The following is a 16,060-nucleotide window of genomic DNA, read 5'->3' as shown; positions in this document are numbered from 1 at the left end:
GCCATGCAAGATGCCGTGATTGTCTCGACCGCCCGCACACCGATAGCCAAGGCCTTTCGCGGGGCCTTCAACGATTTCAAGTCGCCGTCGATGAGCGCCGTGGCCATTCGTGCCGCCGTGCAGCGGGTAGCGATCGAACCTGGGCAGATCGATGACCTGGTGATGGGCACCGCGATGCAAAGCGGAACTGCCTCCACCAACCTCGGGCGGCTGTCGGCATTGGCGGCGGGCCTGCCGTTGTCGGTCAGCGGCCAGACCATCGATCGTCAATGCGCCTCGGGGTTGATGGCCATCGCCATCGCCGCCAAACAGATCATGGTCGATGGCATGCAAGTCGCCATCGGCGCAGGCCAGGAGCAGATCAGCCTGGTGCAGAACGCGCACATGAAGGCGGCAGGCACCGAGATGGACGAGACCGTGATACGCATGGCCGAACACGCCTACATGCCGATGCTGCAGACGGCCGAGATCGTCGCCAAGCGCTACGGCATCAGCCGCGAAGCCCAGGACGCCTATAGCCTGCAGTCCCAGCAGCGTACCGCTGCAGCCCAGGCGGCAGGGCTGTTCGCCGAAGAGATCGCGCCGGTGACAGTGCGCAAGAAAATCGTCGACAAGCACACCGGTGCCATCAGCCACGAAGAGGTCCAACTGGCCCGCGACGAAGGCAACCGTCCGCAGACTACCCTGGCCGACTTGCAGGCCCTGGCGCCAGTGCTCGAGGGCGGCTGCATCACGGCCGGCAACGCCAGCCAGTTGTCTGACGGTGCCAGTGCCAGCGTGCTGATGAGTGGCACCCTGGCCGCGCAACTGGGTATCCAGCCGCTGGGCCTGTACCGCGGCATCACCGTGGCGGGCCTGGCACCGGAGGAGATGGGCATCGGCCCGGTGCTGGCGATCCCCAAGCTGCTGCGCCAGCACGGCCTGACGGTGGATGACATCGGCCTGTGGGAAATCAACGAAGCCTTCGCCTGCCAGGTGCTGTATTGCGCCCAGGCCATGGGCATCGACATGGCCCGGCTCAACGTCAACGGCGGTGCCATTTCCATTGGTCACCCGTACGGTATGAGTGGGGCGCGCATGGTCGGCCACGCCTTGCTCGAAGGCCGGCGCCGTGGGGTCAAGTACGTGGTGGTGAGCATGTGCGTGGGCGGCGGCATGGGTGCCGCCGGGCTGTTTGAAGTGCTCTAGCGCCGCTCAGCGCGTCCGGTAGGTGCCGGGCGCGCAGTCGAACCAGCGCAGGCAGGCGCGGTGAAAGCTCTGCACGTCGCTGTAGCCGAGCTGGTCGGCAATCTGCACCCGTTCAAGGTCACTGCCGCGGAGCAAATCTTCGGCACGGTAGCGGCGGTACTCATCCACCAGCTCGGTAAAGCTCCAGCCCAGCGCCTTCAGGCGCCGGGCTGCAGTGCGTTCGAGCAGGTGCTGGCGCTGGCAGAAGCGTGTCCAGCGCTCGCTGTCGGCCAGGTGTACGGCGAGGTGATCGCAGGCAAGCTCCAGCAGGGTCGGGCGGCTGTTGTGCAAAGTTTGTTGCAGCAGATCCACCAGCATCTGTTCCAGGGCCTGGTTGCCAGGCGTCAAGGGCTGGCCGAACAACTGCGGGTTCAGCTCGATGCCGTGCTCGGCATGGCCCCAGCTCACGGGTGCTCGCCATGCCTGTGGGTGCGCGACCGTGTTGGCTGGCGGTGGGTGGGCCAGGCGGATGGCGACGATTGGGTCCTGCTCCACGCCACTGGCCAACAGCTTGCGCCGCAACATGCTGAGCAGGCTGGTGAGGATATAGTCGCTGATCGGCGCACTGGCTTTGAGGCTGCCGCAATCGTGCAGGCGCAGGGTGATGCACTGGTCGCTACGGTCGATACTTGCGCGAAAGTGGCCGTTGAAGAATGGAAAGTATTCGACAAAGTAGTTGCAGGCACTGTCAAGCGAGGCAGCCGCATCGAACAGGTAGGTCAGGCCGTTGGTGGCCGTGGAGACAAAACGCCGGCCTGCCGCCAGGCCGATCAGCGGGTCGCCGGTATGCGCCAGGGCCAGGGCCCAGAAGCGCCGTGACATCACCAGCGGCACGCGCAGAAAAGGCGTGCGCAACTCGAACAGGCTGCGGCGAAATATCGCTTCGATCAGTTCCAGAGGCAGGCTCCGGGCCTGCAGCTCTTCGATGGCCGGCAACAGCGTGGGGGCGTAGAAGGCATTGGGCGGTGAGGCAGGGTGTCGAGTCATGGATGGCTCGTGAGCAGTTGCTGGTCCACGCGCAGGATCGTGTCGATCATAGCGCGCGCCGCCGGTGTCAGGGAGTCGCCGGCGCGGCTGACGATGCCATAGCGCAGCAGCAAGTCTTCCTCGCGGGTGTCCATGTCGGTAAAGCTCAGCAGTTTGATTTCGCCCGACGCCACCCACTCCGCCAGTGACTCTTCGGTGGCCAGGCCGACGGCGTCGGAGCGCGCTACCACCCGGCGGATGGCATCGAACTGGGCACACTCCACCGTGGTGACAAAGTCCTCGACACCCTGGGTGCGGGCGAGGATCTTGCGGATCATCGGCGGGATACGCGTACCGGCGACGGGGTAGTCGAGCAGGGTGCTGAGCGCGAGCGAGCCCAGGTCGGCCAGGGGGTGGCCGGCACGGCAGAAGAATCGACCGCGACGACGGCGTAGCAGTTGTACCTGGTAGCGTGGGTCGTCGACAAAGTAGCGCGAGTCGGCAACGAAGAATTCGATCTGCTGTTCCTTGAGCCAGATGCCCAGTTGCTCCCAGTCTGCCAGGTGAAAGCGCGTGCGGATCAACGGGTGATCGTTGATGAACTGAGCCAGGGCCTCGGGCACCAGCAATTGGGCCGGGTAGGGGCCACTGCCAAAGCTCAGCTCACCGCCTTCAAGGCCGTTGTACTGCAGCAGTTCGCTGTGCAGGGTCTGGCTGCCAGCCAGCAGGCGTCGGGCGTGCTGCAGCACCAGTTGGCCTTGGCCCGTAAGGCGGAACTCGCGGCTGCCACGCTCGACCAGCGTGCAGTCAAGGTCGCGCTCCAGGGTCTGGATGCTGCGGCTGAAGGCCGGTTGGCTGAGATTGACGGCATCGGCGGCGCGCACGAAACCACGGTAATCGGCCAGGGCCACGAAGTGACGCAGTTGTCGAAGGTCCACCATGCACCTCTTGCATGTTGCAGATACTTATTATGCATTTGATCGATAGGTTAGCGGCTGGCATAAGTCAAGGCCAGATTCACTTTTGTGACATGCCATGCTTGCTTGTGCCTTTGTCTCCAGTGCCTTTACCTACACCTTGGTTGCCCATGCCAAGGGCTTTGGCCTGCCTGTCGAACAGTTGTTGCAACGGGCCGGTATCGACCCTGCCTGGCTCAACGAAAATCGCCAGATACCGGCGTTGCAGGTCGAGCAATTGCTGCTTGAGTGCGAGGTCGCGGGTGCCGGTCCGACCTTTGGTTGTGAGCTGGTGCCTGGCATGGCCACCAGTTCCTTGCAAGGCCTGAATATTCTGCTGGACTCGGCCGCCACGGTGCGTGCCAGCCTCGAGTGCTTCATCCGTTACCTGCCGCGGGTGACCAACTGTGTGCTGGTCACCCTGGACGATTCGGACCCCGAGGCGGTACTGCATGTGCGCAAGTTCCAGCACCAACCCCATCACTACATGCTCGATGCCGCTGTGCTGAGTCTGGTGCGCAACATCGCCCGGCGTGCTGGCAGGCCCCCCGCGCAGATGTTCACCCAGGTCCGGTTGCTGGCGCAGCAAGCGGCGGGGGCGTGCTTGCGCGACTGGGGCGTGGACACCGCCGAGGGGCAATGGTTGAGCCTGCACCTGGCGCCCCGGGCGCTGGAGCTGCCGTTGCCCGGGGCGAATGCCTTTCTGCACCAGAGCATGTTGCGCCAGTGGCAAGGCGGGGCGTTCGACGATGGCCGCAAGGACAGCCTGCAACTGGCCCGGCACTGGCTGGCGGCGGGGGACCAGTCGATCGAGCGGATTGCCGAGCGCTTGGGGTATCGGCAGCCGAGCAACTTCATACGCGCCTTTCGCAAGCAGTTCGGGATTACACCCAAGCAATATCGCGTAGGCGCAGCCCGATAGACCCGGTGGAGCAACTGTCTTGAGCCACGACCGCTACGCGGTCGATCGCAGGCTGGCGCCAGCGGCTACACCGGTTTCTGTAGCCGCTGCCGAGGCACGAGGCTGCGATCGGCTGCGCAGCAGTCGCAACCCGGTCAGCAGATTGACCTCGGCATTGTCAGGCCCAAAGGCGGTTCGCTCCCGCCGGCTTGGGCCGGTAGGGGTGGGCTTGCCCCGCGATTTGGCTGTGTGTGTTTATCCATTATCTGGGGGGGGGGCTGAGTCACCCTTGCGCCCTTACGGCGCCCTACTTTTTTCTTGGAAAAGTAGGCAAAACCGCCTGCACCACTAGGTGCCCTACGCTGCGCTTCGGGTCCCCTCGCTCCGGTGTCGCTACGGGGCAATGCGAGCTACGCGTTGCAAGCCACTCTACGCTTCGCATCTTCGGCCAAGGCCGAAGGCGCTTCGCGCCAGCCCCTCCACGACACCTCCGCTCGGCCCTTCTGGTTAACGGGGCAGAAGATCAAGAGCACAATTCGCTGCGCTCTTGCTGTACAGCGGTGTCCGTGTGAGCAACTGTCTTGAACCACGACCGCTACGCGGTCGATCGCAGGCTGGCGCCAGCGGCTACACCGGCAATTTGTAGCCGCTGCCGAGGAAACGAGGCTGCGATCGGCTGCGCAGCAGTCGCCATGTCCCGCAAGGGGTATCAGGGGGTCACGATGTTGAACTGCGGGCTGAAGGTGTCCAGTGTCCCCAGCAACTCGGCAAATTTCTGCCCGTTGCCTTCCAGTTTGATCAGGCCTTTTTGCATGGCTGTCGGGAAGTCCAGTTGCTTGAGGCTGATCTGTTCCAGGGTCGCCTTGCTCATGGTCAGGCCCGCATCGGCCTTGGGGTTGAGGCCTTCGCGATGGGTCAGGACGCCGTTGCGCAAGGTCAGGTTGAAGGCCTGGTCCGGTTCACTGAAGCGCCAGTTGAGGTTCATGTCGTGGCCCACGGCTTTGTCGACATCCACGCGCACGGCCATGAAGTCGAAGAACATCTGCGGGGTCAGCGCGCGCACCATGTCCACTGAAACCGAGCTGCCCGGGTTTCTCGGAACGCCGTTACGCAGTTCCATGGCACCGGTCAGGTAGATGTTGCGCCAGTTGGCGTTCTCGCTCTGGTAGCCCAACTGGTCCAGGGCTTCGGCCTGGAGGGTACGGGCGCCGGCGTTCTCGGGCTCGGCAAACAGCAATTGGTTGCCCAGTTGCGCCGCCCATCGGTACTCGCCTTTGTCCATGGCAGCACGGATCTTGCCCAGTACGGCATCGGCGCCGCCGATGGCCTCGACGGTCAGGCGTGCGCTTTCCACCGGTGGCAGCGGGTTGAGGTTGGCCGGATTGCCGTCGTAGAAACCCATGTAGCGCTGGTACACGGCCCGTGAGTTGTGGCTGAGCGAGCCGTAGTAGCCCTGGGTATACCATTTGTTCTGTAGCTCTCCCGGCAGCTTTTGCATGTTCTGGGCAATTTCCATGGGCGTCAGGCCCTGGTTGAGCAGGTGCAGGGTGCGGTCGTTGAGGAAGGCATACATGTCGCGCTGGTCGGCCAGCAGGGTACGGACCGATTCGGCGCCCCAGGTCGGCCAGTTGTGCTGGCCGAACAGCACGTCGGTCTTGTCGCCATAGCGCCCGAGGCTGGCATCCAGGTACTGCGACCAGGCCTTGGCATCACGCACCTGGGCACCGCGCGGGGTGAGGATGTTGTGCATGGTCTGCGAGGCGTTTTCGGCAATGCCCAGGGCCTTGAACTTGGGCAGGTACAGGTTCATCTCCGACGGTGCTTCGGTACCAGGCGTGAGCTGGAACTCCAGGTCGATTCCGGCGATGCGGCGGGTCTCGTAAGGCTGGCTGATCAGGTCGGTGGGCGGGATCAGGGTGATGGTGCCGCTGATGGCCACGGCCTTGCCGATGGCTGCATCCACCTGGCCCTGTTCACCGCGCGGCAGGTACAGGCCGAACTGGTACTGGGCGCGGCGGCTCATGGCGTTGCCGGCGTAGACGTTCTCGCTCATCACGTGTTCCATGAACCCGGAAGGCGCCAGTACCTTGACCTTGCCGGCCTTGACGTCGGCCTCGTCGATCACCCCGCGTACACCACCGAAATGGTCGGTGTGGGTGTGGCTGTAGATCACCGCCACCACCGGTTTGTGCGGGCGGTTCCGGTAGTAGAGGTCGAGGGCGGCGCGGGCGGTTTCAGCGGCGGTGAGCGGGTCGATGATGATCAGGCCATCGTCGCCTTCGATGATGGTCATGTTGGCCAGGTCCATGCCGCGCACCTGGTACAGGCCTGGTGTCACCTCGAACAGTCCGGCGTGGGTGTTGAGCTGGGCCAGGCGCCAGAGGCTGGGGTTGACGGTGGCGGGACTGTCTTTTTTGTTCAGGAATTCATAGCTCGCCAGGTTCCACACGGGCTTGCCCTGGGCGTCGAGCACCTGGCCTGTGAACGGTGCGACCAGCCCGCGGGTAACGGCGGCGTAGTCGGCATCGTTGCTGAACGGCCGCTGCTGGAGCACGGCGGCGTTGCTGCTGGTGGTCTGGGCGCTGGCCGGGCTTGGGTTGGCTTCAGGTGCGGCGTAGACAGCCTGGCTCAGGCAGGCGAGGGCAATCAGGGTCGCCAGGCGAGCCCGTGGGAACAGGGTGGAAAGGGGCATGGTGTCTCCGTTTTATTGTCGTTATGGCACACCCGGCCGAGCTTAAGGCTCGGGTTTTGCGGCCCAGCAAGCCGCAGACGACAAAAAACATGCAGGCGCGTGGCTCAGTCGTGATTGACCACGCGGTTGCGGCCACTTTTCTTGGCCGTGTACAGGCGCCGGTCGGCGCTGGCGATCAGGTCTTCCAGGCCCTGGCAAGCATCGATGCGCAATTCGGCCACGCCAATGGACACCGTCAGGTGGATCTCCAGGGACGGCGCACTGGCCAGCAGGGTGCTGGCGTCTGGCACACACACCGACTGGGCGGTGGCGCTGCGCAGTTGTTCGGCCACTTGGGTGGCTTCTGCCAGGGACGTTTCGGGCATCACCACGCAGAACTCCTCGCCGCCGTAGCGCACCACCAGGTCCTTGTTGCGTACCAGGGCGCGCAGCAGGGTGGCCAGGTGCTTGATCACTTCGTCGCCGGCGCTGTGGCCCCAGCTGTCGTTGATGTTCTTGAAGTGGTCGATGTCGAGCATCCACAGGGCCACCGGTTGATTGTCCTGCAGGCGCTGGAGCAAACCGCCGAAGTCGGCCTGCAGGCGCCTGCGGTTGGCCAACTGGGTCAGGCTGTCGACCAGGCCTATCTCGCGCAGTTGCCGGTTCAGGCGCAACTGGCCCTTGAACAACCGGTCGACGATGTACAGGGTCAGCGCCATCAACAGGGCCAGCAGGGCCCACACACCGAGGAACAGGATGTCCATCTGGCCGTTGACCGCTGTGCGTAAATCGGCGGCGCTGATGTAGTTGACCAGCATCAGGTCGATGCCTTCGAGCTCACGGTATTGCAGGTAGCCCTGGTCGAGCTCCACTGTGCCGTGGTCGCGCTGGAACAAGGTCGGCAACGCCAGGGGCCTGGGGCTGGCCGGCAGGGTTTTCAGCCAGTTGCCCTCATGGGGCGAGAAAACCTCGTCGCTGGAGGCGATCAGGTTGCCCTGGTTATCGATCAGGGCATGGTGTTCGTCTTCCTCGGTGGTCTGGTACAGGTACTCCTGCACCTTGTTCTGCGGCAGGTCGTAGATCAGTGCCCCGCGCATCACCGCGTTGAGGTACACCGGGGAGCTGAGCAGCAGGTGCGGGATCTTGCCGAAGTCGCCACCGGGCAAGGGGTAGAAGGTGATGTCCAGGTCTTCGGTGTAGGCACGCCCCAGGTGCATCAGCGGCGAGCTGGTGAACTTGCGCAGTACTGCTTCCAGTTGATCGTCTTCGACCCCGGGGTAGGCAATGACGATGCCGGAGGTGGTCAGGAACAGGATTCGCTCAAGGTTGCCGCCGCTCTGGAACTGCGCCGGCAGCACCTGGCTCATGGCCCGCGACAGGTGCAGGTCTTCGACCAGTTGCTCGTGGTCGCGGCTCAGGCCATGAATGGTCGCTACCTGGGCATCGCCGATGGCGCGGATCGGTGCATCCGACTTGGGGACCGGCAAGCCCCAGACCGGCTGGTGGCTGTTGCGAATGGCCAGGTCGATTGCATCATTGCGGCGCATCGACGGCTGGTTCTGGGCCTCCACCAGCACGCGCTCGGCGATGCTGCGCAAAAACTGCAGCTGGCTCTTGCCGTGGTACACCACCGTTTCAATAGCCAGTGCCTGCAAATGCAGGTTGTGCTGGCGGTCTTCCAGTTCACGCTGGTGCAGCTGCCAGTACTGGCGCCCGGCAAGCACCAGGGTGATGACGAAGGCCGCCAGAAAACACAGGATTACCGTGCGCCGGGGACGTGCGCAGGCCAGGGGCAGGAACAGGCGGGAACGCGACGCGGTCGATGGCTTGGGCTGCATCGGGTACATCCACTGCTGAGGAAGCTGTGATTATAGATCGAAGCCGCCCACCTGCCGGGTGCCCCACAGCCAGGCTGTGGGGCATGTCTCACGGTTTGCCCAGATAGAGCCTGACGGCCAGGCGTTGTACCCAGCGGCCATAAGGCGGGTAGAACAATTGGGTGGGGAACCAGCGCTGGCGCTTGAGCACGGCCTTGCCATGGGACAAGGCGCGGAAGCCTTCTTCACCGTGGTAGGAACCCATGCCGGAGTTGCCGATGCCACCGAAGGGCAGGTCGTGCTGGAAGGCATGCCAGGCCCAATCGTCCAGGGTCACGCCGCCGCTGTGGGTCTGTTCCAGCACGCGCTCGGTTTGCCGCGCTTCGAGGCCGAAGGGGTAGAGCGCCAAAGGCCGGGGTCGGGCACGGATGTAGGCAATGGCCTGGTCGAGATCGCGGTACTCGATGATCGGCAGCAACGGCCCGAAGATTTCTTCCTGGGCCACGCGCATCTCATCGCTGACCCCGGTGATCACTTGCAGCGCCAGGCGCCGAGGCGAGCTGGAGGTGTTTCGGCAACTGATGACCTTCGCGCCCTTGCTCCGGGCGTCGTCCAGCAAGCCCTGCAGGCGCAGGGCGTGACGCTCGCTGATGATGCTGGTGTAGTCGGCGCTGTTGGCAGGGTCGGGGTAAAGGCCCTCGAACGCCTGCTTGAGCGCTTCGGCAAACCCCCGGGCCTTACCCTGGGGTACCAGTACGTAGTCTGGGGCAACGCACACCTGGCCCGCGTTGAAACCTTTGCCGTGGGCGATGCGCAAGGCGGCATCCTCAAGGTTGGCGTGCTCGCCGACCAGCGCTGGCGACTTGCCACCCAGTTCCAGGGTGACCGGCACCAGGTGCTCGGCTGCGGCGCGCATCACGTGGTGCCCCACCTGCGGCGCACCGGTGAACACCAGGTGATCGAGCGGCAAGGCGGTGAACGCCTGGGCGCTGGCCAACTGGCCGCCGAACACGGCCACTTCGTCTTCATCGAACACCTCGGCGAGCATCGTCTGCAGCAGCTGGCGGCTGTGCGGAGCGAATTCCGAGACCTTGATCATCGCCCGATTGCCGGCGGCCAGGGCGGTCACCAGCGGCCCCAGGGTCAGGTACAGAGGGAAGTTCCAGGTGCCGACGATGCCCACCACGCCCTTGGGCTGGTATTGCACCCAGGCCTTGTTGCCGAGAAACAGCAGTTCGGTCTTGCGCCGCTCAGGCTTCATCCAGCGCCGCAGGTGGGCAATGGCGTGGCGTGCATGCAGCACTGGGCCGAGCACTTCGATCTGCAGGGTCTCGAATGCGGCGCGGCCACCGAAGTCGGCATCAACGGCTTCGACGATGCGCTGCTGGTAGCGGCGCAACACAGCAATCAGGCGCTTGAGGTTGTTCAGGCGAACGTTCAGCGGGGCGTGGGGCTGCGCGTCGAAGGCCTGGCGCTGGCGTTGCAGCATCGGGTGCATGCGTGCGATTTCTTCGGTGTCGGGTGCGTGTGACAGATCATTCATGGTTTATCCCTCCTGGCGGCTGCGCAGCAGCAGGTCGGCGGCTTTTTCACCGATCATGATGCTCGGGGCATTGGTATTGCCGCCGATCAGTGTCGGCATGATTGACGCATCGGCTACGCGCAGGCCGGCGATGCCGTGTACGCGCAGTTGATCGTCGACTACGGCCAGTGGGTCGTGGCCCATCTTGCAGGTGCCTACCGGGTGGTACTGGGTGTCGGCGCGGTTGCGGATGTCCTGCTCCACGGCCTGGCGATCCTGTTGGGCCAGCGGGTACAGCGGCTTGCCGCGGTAGGGGGCCAGGGGCGAGGCGTCGAGAATGGCGCGCTGGATGTCGGCGCCGCGCATCAACACCTCAAGGTCCTGCGGCTCGCTGAAAAAGCACGGGTCGATCAGCGGTGCTGCGCTGGGGTCGGTGCTGGCGAGGCTGACCGTGCCGCGGCTCTTGGGGCGCAGCAGGGTCAGGTGGCAACTGAAACCATGCCCCGGGCGCATCTTGCGCGCATGGTCATCGACGATGGCGGGGACGAAGATCAGTTGCAGGTCGGGCATTTCAAGCGCGGGGTGGCTTTTGAAGAAGGCCCCGGACTCGGCGAAGGGCGAGGTGACCAGGCCCTTGCGTTCGCGCTTCCACTGGGCCATGGCCTTGAGCATCTTCCAGCTGAAGGTGGGCGAGAAGCCGAAGGTTTCGCTTTTGTTGCGGCTGCGGTAGGTGAACACGTAGTCGATGTGGTCCTGCAGGTTCTGGCCGACGCCGGGCAGCTCATGGGCGACCTTGATGCCGTGCTTTTGCAGTTCATGGCGCGGTCCGATACCCGAGAGCATCAGCACCTGGGGCGAGCCGAAGCTGCCGGCGCTGAGCACCACCTCGTGGCGCACCTTGAGCACGATGCGTTCGCTGCCCTGGCGCAGTTGCACACCTGTGGCACGGGCACCTTCCAGCAGAATCCGTTCGACTGTGGCACCGGTCAGCACCTTGAGGTTGCGGCGATCGAGATTGGGGGTGAGAAACGCCTTGGCCGCGCTGCAGCGCTCGCCATTGCGCTGAGTGACCTGGTACATGAACGCGCCTTCCTGCTCGACGCCGTTGTAGTCCGGGGTACGGCCAATGCCGTTGAGCTTGGCGGCTTGGAGAAATGCCGCGTTCAAGGCGCTGGGGCAGGTCACTTCGGTGACGCTGAGCGGGCCGTGCTGGCCGTGGTAGTCATCGTTGAGGCTGTGGTTCTGTTCGGACTTGATGAAGTAGGGCAGCACCTCATCATAGGACCAGCCCTTGTTGCCCAGCGCCGCCCACTGGTCGTAGTCCTGGCGATGGCCGCGCACATACAGCATGGCGTTGATCGAACTGGAACCGCCAAGGGTCTTGCCCCGTGGCTGGTAGCCGCGACGGCCGTTGAGGCCCTGCTGGGGCACGGTCTGGAACGCCCAGTTGTTGATCCGCGTGGGCAGCATGGCAACCATGCCCACCGGGGCGTGGATCAGCACGCTGGTGTCGGCACCGCCGGCTTCGAGCAGGCAGACGCTGATGGCTGGGTCTTCGCTCAAGCGGCTGGCAATCACGCAACCTGCCGAGCCGCCACCGATCACGATGTAGTCGAAGGTGCTGTTGATGTGTTCAGTGGTCATGTGTGGCGCTCCGTGAGTGCGCAGGCAATAGGCAGAGGGGTCAGAAGCGGTAGCCGACGGTCAGCGAATAGACGTCGGGGTCGGCCTCGACGTCGATCTTGCGGGTGACCTGGCCCAGGCCCGGGGTCTGGGTCTTGATGGTGGCGGTGGTGTCGATCCAGTAGCGGGCGTAGGAGAAACCGGCCGTCCAGTTGCCGATAAGGGGCACTTCCACGCCGACCTTGGCCACGGCCCCGAACGAGTCATCCAGCTTTGAACTGGACGGGCCGCCGAAGGCGGCGTTGTAGGCGGCGGTCATTTTCTCTTCGCTGAACCAGGTGTAATTGACCCCCAGGGCGATGTAGGGCTGGACGCCAAACACGTCGAAGTTGTAGGCCAGCAGCACCGCCGGGAACCAGGCCCGGGCGCTGCCGACCTTGCCCAGGGGCGCGGCAGAGCCTGCGCCATCGAAGTCGATGACCGGCGGTGCGCCGGCCTGCATCACCAGCGACCAGGGGCCGCCGAGGCTACGCTCATACACCAGTGCCAGGGTGCCGGTGTCGCGCACGGTGGCCTGGATGTAGTCTGGGGTGGTGCCGGGCATGCCGGTCATGTCGCCCGAGTCGGTGTTGAACTGGATGTCGGCATAGCCGATACGCACGATATTGAGCGGTGCGTCGCTTGCCAGCGACGGCAGTGAAATCAGCGGCACGCACGCGGCCAGCGTGGTAGCAAGCAGTCGTTTCATGAAAGCCTCAGGTTTTATTATTGTTGTCGAGTGGTTCAACGGTGCTGATGCTGCAACGCTGCGTTGCACGGCGGGAGGTTGTAATACGCCAGTGCGGGGGTTAATTTCTGCCACCGGAAAAGGGAGACCCTGTGATGACTCAGCTAATCGTTGGCGCCTATGGCACGTCCCTGGATATTCCGCAGCACAACATGCTCGGCTTGCCGGCCCTGGTGGCCGAGCTGCAGAGCCAGGGCGTAGACCCGGTCGGCCTGCTGCAGGGCACCGAGCTTTCGCCCGAGCAGATGCTCGACCCCAATACCCGCATCTCGCACCGCCAGAAGCTGGTGATCTTCGCCAACATGAAGCGCCTGATGCACCATGCCGACAGCGGCCTGCGCGCCGGTGGGCGGCAGCGCCTGAGTGATTTCGGCATCTTTGGCTACGCCATGATGAGCAGCGAGACCTTTGGCCAGGCGGTCGATTTCGGTATCCGTCATATCCGCCTGCTGGGGCCGATTTTCGAGAAGTCATTTCGCCTGGAAGGCAGCGAAGGGGTGTTCAGCGGCCAGGGTTTTTTCGCCCTGGGCGAGCTGATGCCCCTGGCAACGGAGTTCTGGTTTGCCTCCATTCACTCACTGGTGCAGTGCGTGCTGGAAAAGCCCTTTCCCTCGGTACGGCTGTTGTTGCCCTATCCTGCGCCGGACTACTGGCAGTGTTATGAGGCGGTATTTCGCTGCCCGGTGGTGTTCAACAGCGAGGTGATGGAGTGGCGTTTCGACGCGAGCGTGCTGCAACTGCCTTGTCCGAATGCCAACCCGATTACCTCGGCGATGACCATGGGGTTCTGCCAGCAACTGGTGGCCAGCCTGCCGGATGAATCCGACCTGATCGAGTCGGTGCGCATGGTCTGCCTGAGCCGCAGCGGGCGTTTTCCGGGGGTGGACGCGGTGGCCGAGACCCTGGGGCTGTCGACCCGCACACTGCACCGGCGCCTGGCCGAACAGCAGCGCACCTACCAGAGTGTGCTCGATGAAGTGCGCTGCGCCCTGGCCATCGAGTTTTTGCAGCAGAGTGACATGCCCATGGATGAGCTGGCCGCCCAGGTCGGTTTTTCCGAAGCGGCCAACTTTCGCAAGGCCTTCAGGAAGTGGACCGGGCGGTCGCCGGGGGACTACCGCAAGGCTTTGCGCAGCACCGTGTGAAGGAGGCTGTGGGAGCGAGCTTGCCCCCGCGAAGGCCCTTGCATCCTGCGCATCTGGATACGGCCCCTGTGCGGCCGATCGCAGCCTCGTTGCTCGGCAGCGGCTACAGATGATGGTGTAGCCGCTGGCGACAGCCTGCGATCGGCCGCGCAACGGTCGTGGTTCTAGAACGGGTTGGCCAGGTCGATGCCGGACTTGCCCGGGGCAAGGATGTTGTTCGGGTCCAGGGCGCGCTTGAGGGTGTGTTCAAGTTTGCGCTTGACCGTCCCATAGCTCTGCGCCACCCGCTCCTGGAAGGCGGTGTTGACCCGGTACACGGCGTAGCCTTCCTGCTCGAAGACATCCAGCAATTCGGCGAAGCAGGCATTGGCGCGCTGGGTTTCCTCGGGGCTGCTGCGGTCGTACAGCACGTCAATCACATGGTGCATGTCACGCCAGCCGACGATGAACTCACCGACATAGTCCAGGCCGTGCTTGTTGAGGATTTTCTTGGCCAGCGCCTGCTGTTTGTCGCACTCGCTGCCACGCGCCTGGCTGACAGGGGCGAACCACATCGAACCGCCACCGCCGCGCCAGTTGTACAGGCCGAACTCCTGCAGGTTGGGTACCCCGGACATCAACTGGGCGCGGTATTTGAACGGCTGGGTATCGCCGGCCTCTTCCTGGGTGACGATACGGCCCTTGCCCAATTGCTTGAGGGCGCCGGTGACGATGTTCCAGTTCACGTCGACCTGTTCCTGGGTGCCGTACAGGGCGGCATAGACGTTCCAGGCTCCGAGGTTCTTGTCTTTCTGGATCTGCTTGAGGATGGCGTCGGGGGTAGCGCCGGGTTCCAGGGTGTAGTCGCTGCGGCGGGTGTTGCAGGTGGAGGCTTCCCACAGCACGCCGGCAATCACCACGGAGTTGGGGATGACCTGGGCGATGCGCAGCGGGCGGATGAATTCGACGATTTCGGCAATGTCCGACTGGTTGTCGAACTTGATCTCGAACGGCTTGAACACCGGCGGCTTGGGCATCAGCCAGAACCCCATCTTGGTGCAGATGCCATAGTTGGCCTGGGTGAACATGCCGTCCAGAGTCGGGCCGTAGCCCCACTTGAACACCTGCCAGGCGTTGTCGCCTTTGACCCCGCCCATGCCCGTGCGATACAGGTCGCCGTTGGCCAGCACCACTTCCATGCCGCACTGCATGAGGAAGTGCTCGCCGTAGGGGGTGTAGCCCACGCCGCGGTCCATGGTGTTGCCCAGGGGACCGGCAATGGCGGAGGGTGCCGAGAACGACAGCATCAGCGGCAGGTTGTGCTCCTGGATGTAGTCGTAGAGCTGCTGGTAGGTGACGCCGGGTTCGACCAGGGCGGTGCACAGCTCTGGGTCCACGTGCAGGATCTTGTTCATCTTTTTCAGATCCAGGATCACCTGGCCACGTTGGCCGGGGGCGGCCGAGCCGTAGCCGAAGTTGCGGCCGGTGGAGATGGTCCAGACCGGCACCTTGAACTGGTTGCAGATCTTCACCACGCCTTGCACCTGCTCGACGGTGGTGGCGGTGACGGCGGCCGACGGCGCATGTTCGGCGTTGTCCACGGCCATCATGATCTTGTTGTAGGGAATCAGTTGCTCGTCCTTGACCAGGACATTCTCATCGCCCAGCAAGGCGCGGAACTGGGCGATGGCTTGCTGGAAATTGGCGTCGTTGACGCCACGGGGCAGCAGGGTGTTGGCGGTTGCTTGGCTCATGTTGGAATCCTTCAGACTGCGATCGAGAACGACACGTAGGTGCCGGCCAGTGCCGAGGGGCGGCTGGCAATCAGCGGCGCCTGGCCAGTGTCGGTGCTGCCCAGTACAGCCAGGGCGTAACCCAGGGTGGCGGCCCATTGATCACCGCCCCGGGTGCGACTGGCGGTTGCCACCTCCAGGGTTGGCGCCGGGCTGTGCAGGCGTTGTTCGTGCAGCCTGAAACCCTGGCCGCAGGCATTGAGATGTTGGCCCAGTTGCAGGGCGCAGCCATGCGAGACCTGGGCGCTGAGCAAGCGGTGCGCAGTGCGCTCTGATGTGGCGCTGTGCTGGCCCAGCCACTGCACCCGGGCGCCTGCGCTGCGGGCCAGGTCGATGAGCAGAGCGGCGCTGGCGTCGTCGAGCAGGCCGATCAGGCGCTGGGCCTGGCCGCTGGCAAGGTGCTGCTGCACTTGCATCAGCACGCCCAGTTCCGGGGCAATGGGCATCACCTGCACCTGAGGTGCAATCGGGCTGGCCTGGATACCCTGGACAAATGCCGAGCCGGCCACCTCGGGACTGACCAGCACCCGCGTGGGCACCTGGCCCGAAGTGGAACGGCCCAGCACGGTGTTGGCCAGGCCCAGGCCGGAGCTGGCCATGGCGATGCCGGCCACCCCACCCACGGCCATGCCCTTGAGCAATGCGCGACGTTCGATAGTCATCATGGGCGGGC

General features: G+C 64.2%; 12 protein-coding genes. 3 read left to right on the top strand and 9 right to left on the bottom strand.

The annotated features are described in order from the left end of the window. Positions 1–3 precede the first annotated feature (3 nt). A complete protein-coding gene (locus ABVN19_RS12160) occupies positions 4–1,188 on the top strand; it encodes an acetyl-CoA C-acyltransferase (protein ID WP_028944797.1) in 1,185 nt (394 codons plus the stop codon). Between the two features lie 6 nt (positions 1,189–1,194). Here the strand turns inward: ABVN19_RS12160 and ABVN19_RS12155 are convergent, their stop codons facing one another. Together ABVN19_RS12155 and ABVN19_RS12150 are read right to left on the bottom strand one after the other, a co-directional pair. After that, a complete protein-coding gene (locus ABVN19_RS12155; protein WP_028944798.1) occupies positions 1,195–2,214 on the bottom strand; it encodes an AraC family transcriptional regulator in 1,020 nt (339 codons plus the stop codon). After that, positions 2,211–3,131, bottom strand: a complete 921-nt coding sequence (locus tag ABVN19_RS12150) for a LysR family transcriptional regulator (RefSeq protein WP_105642775.1) — start codon at positions 3,129–3,131, stop codon at positions 2,211–2,213. Before ABVN19_RS12150 ends, ABVN19_RS12155 begins: the two co-directional genes overlap by 4 nt. A 97-nt stretch (positions 3,132–3,228) precedes the next feature. Between ABVN19_RS12150 and ABVN19_RS12145 the strand changes: the two genes are divergently transcribed. Next, complete coding sequence (locus ABVN19_RS12145; RefSeq protein WP_105642752.1) at positions 3,229–4,071, top strand: AraC family transcriptional regulator; 843 nt, start codon at positions 3,229–3,231, stop codon at positions 4,069–4,071. Between the two features lie 688 nt (positions 4,072–4,759). On the opposite strand, the gene ABVN19_RS12140 is transcribed toward ABVN19_RS12145, so the two are convergent. The 5 genes from ABVN19_RS12140 to ABVN19_RS12120 form a co-directional block, all read right to left on the bottom strand. Beyond that, positions 4,760–6,742, bottom strand: a complete 1,983-nt coding sequence (locus tag ABVN19_RS12140) for an alkyl sulfatase dimerization domain-containing protein (RefSeq protein WP_105642824.1) — start codon at positions 6,740–6,742, stop codon at positions 4,760–4,762. A gap of 104 nt (positions 6,743–6,846) precedes the next feature. Then, positions 6,847–8,559: a diguanylate cyclase gene (locus tag ABVN19_RS12135; protein WP_028944802.1), complete on the bottom strand. Its 1,713-nt coding sequence runs from the start codon at positions 8,557–8,559 to the stop codon at positions 6,847–6,849. An 88-nt stretch (positions 8,560–8,647) separates the two neighbouring features. Further along, the gene (locus ABVN19_RS12130) at positions 8,648–10,081 is read right to left on the bottom strand and encodes a coniferyl aldehyde dehydrogenase (protein ID WP_028944803.1); all 1,434 of its coding nucleotides are present in this window, start codon (positions 10,079–10,081) and stop codon (positions 8,648–8,650) included. Positions 10,082–10,084: 3 nt separating this feature from the next. Continuing rightward, positions 10,085–11,704 carry a GMC family oxidoreductase N-terminal domain-containing protein gene (locus tag ABVN19_RS12125; protein WP_028944804.1) on the bottom strand — a complete coding sequence of 540 codons (1,620 nt, stop codon included), beginning with the start codon at positions 11,702–11,704 and terminating at the stop codon, positions 10,085–10,087. 40 nt (positions 11,705–11,744) lie between these two features. Continuing rightward, entirely contained in the window at positions 11,745–12,431 is a 687-nt protein-coding gene (locus ABVN19_RS12120) for an OmpW family outer membrane protein (RefSeq protein WP_028944805.1), read from the bottom strand. 134 nt (positions 12,432–12,565) lie between these two features. Between ABVN19_RS12120 and ABVN19_RS12115 the strand changes: the two genes are divergently transcribed. Beyond that, positions 12,566–13,615 carry an AraC family transcriptional regulator gene (locus ABVN19_RS12115; RefSeq protein WP_105642823.1) on the top strand — a complete coding sequence of 350 codons (1,050 nt, stop codon included), beginning with the start codon at positions 12,566–12,568 and terminating at the stop codon, positions 13,613–13,615. 164 nt (positions 13,616–13,779) lie between these two features. Here the strand turns inward: ABVN19_RS12115 and ABVN19_RS12110 are convergent, their stop codons facing one another. Then, complete coding sequence (locus ABVN19_RS12110; protein ID WP_028944807.1) at positions 13,780–15,348, bottom strand: FAD-binding oxidoreductase; 1,569 nt, start codon at positions 15,346–15,348, stop codon at positions 13,780–13,782. Between the two features lie 11 nt (positions 15,349–15,359). Continuing rightward, positions 15,360–16,052 carry a hypothetical protein gene (locus ABVN19_RS12105; protein WP_342418295.1) on the bottom strand — a complete coding sequence of 231 codons (693 nt, stop codon included), beginning with the start codon at positions 16,050–16,052 and terminating at the stop codon, positions 15,360–15,362. Between the last annotated feature and the right edge of the window lie 8 nt (positions 16,053–16,060).

The organism is Pseudomonas vranovensis, from assembly GCF_040438935.1.
Classification (GTDB): Bacteria; Pseudomonadota; Gammaproteobacteria; order Pseudomonadales; family Pseudomonadaceae; genus Aquipseudomonas; species Aquipseudomonas vranovensis.
Note: the sequence above shows the minus strand (reverse complement) of the source record. Positions and strands in the feature narration are given on the sequence as shown.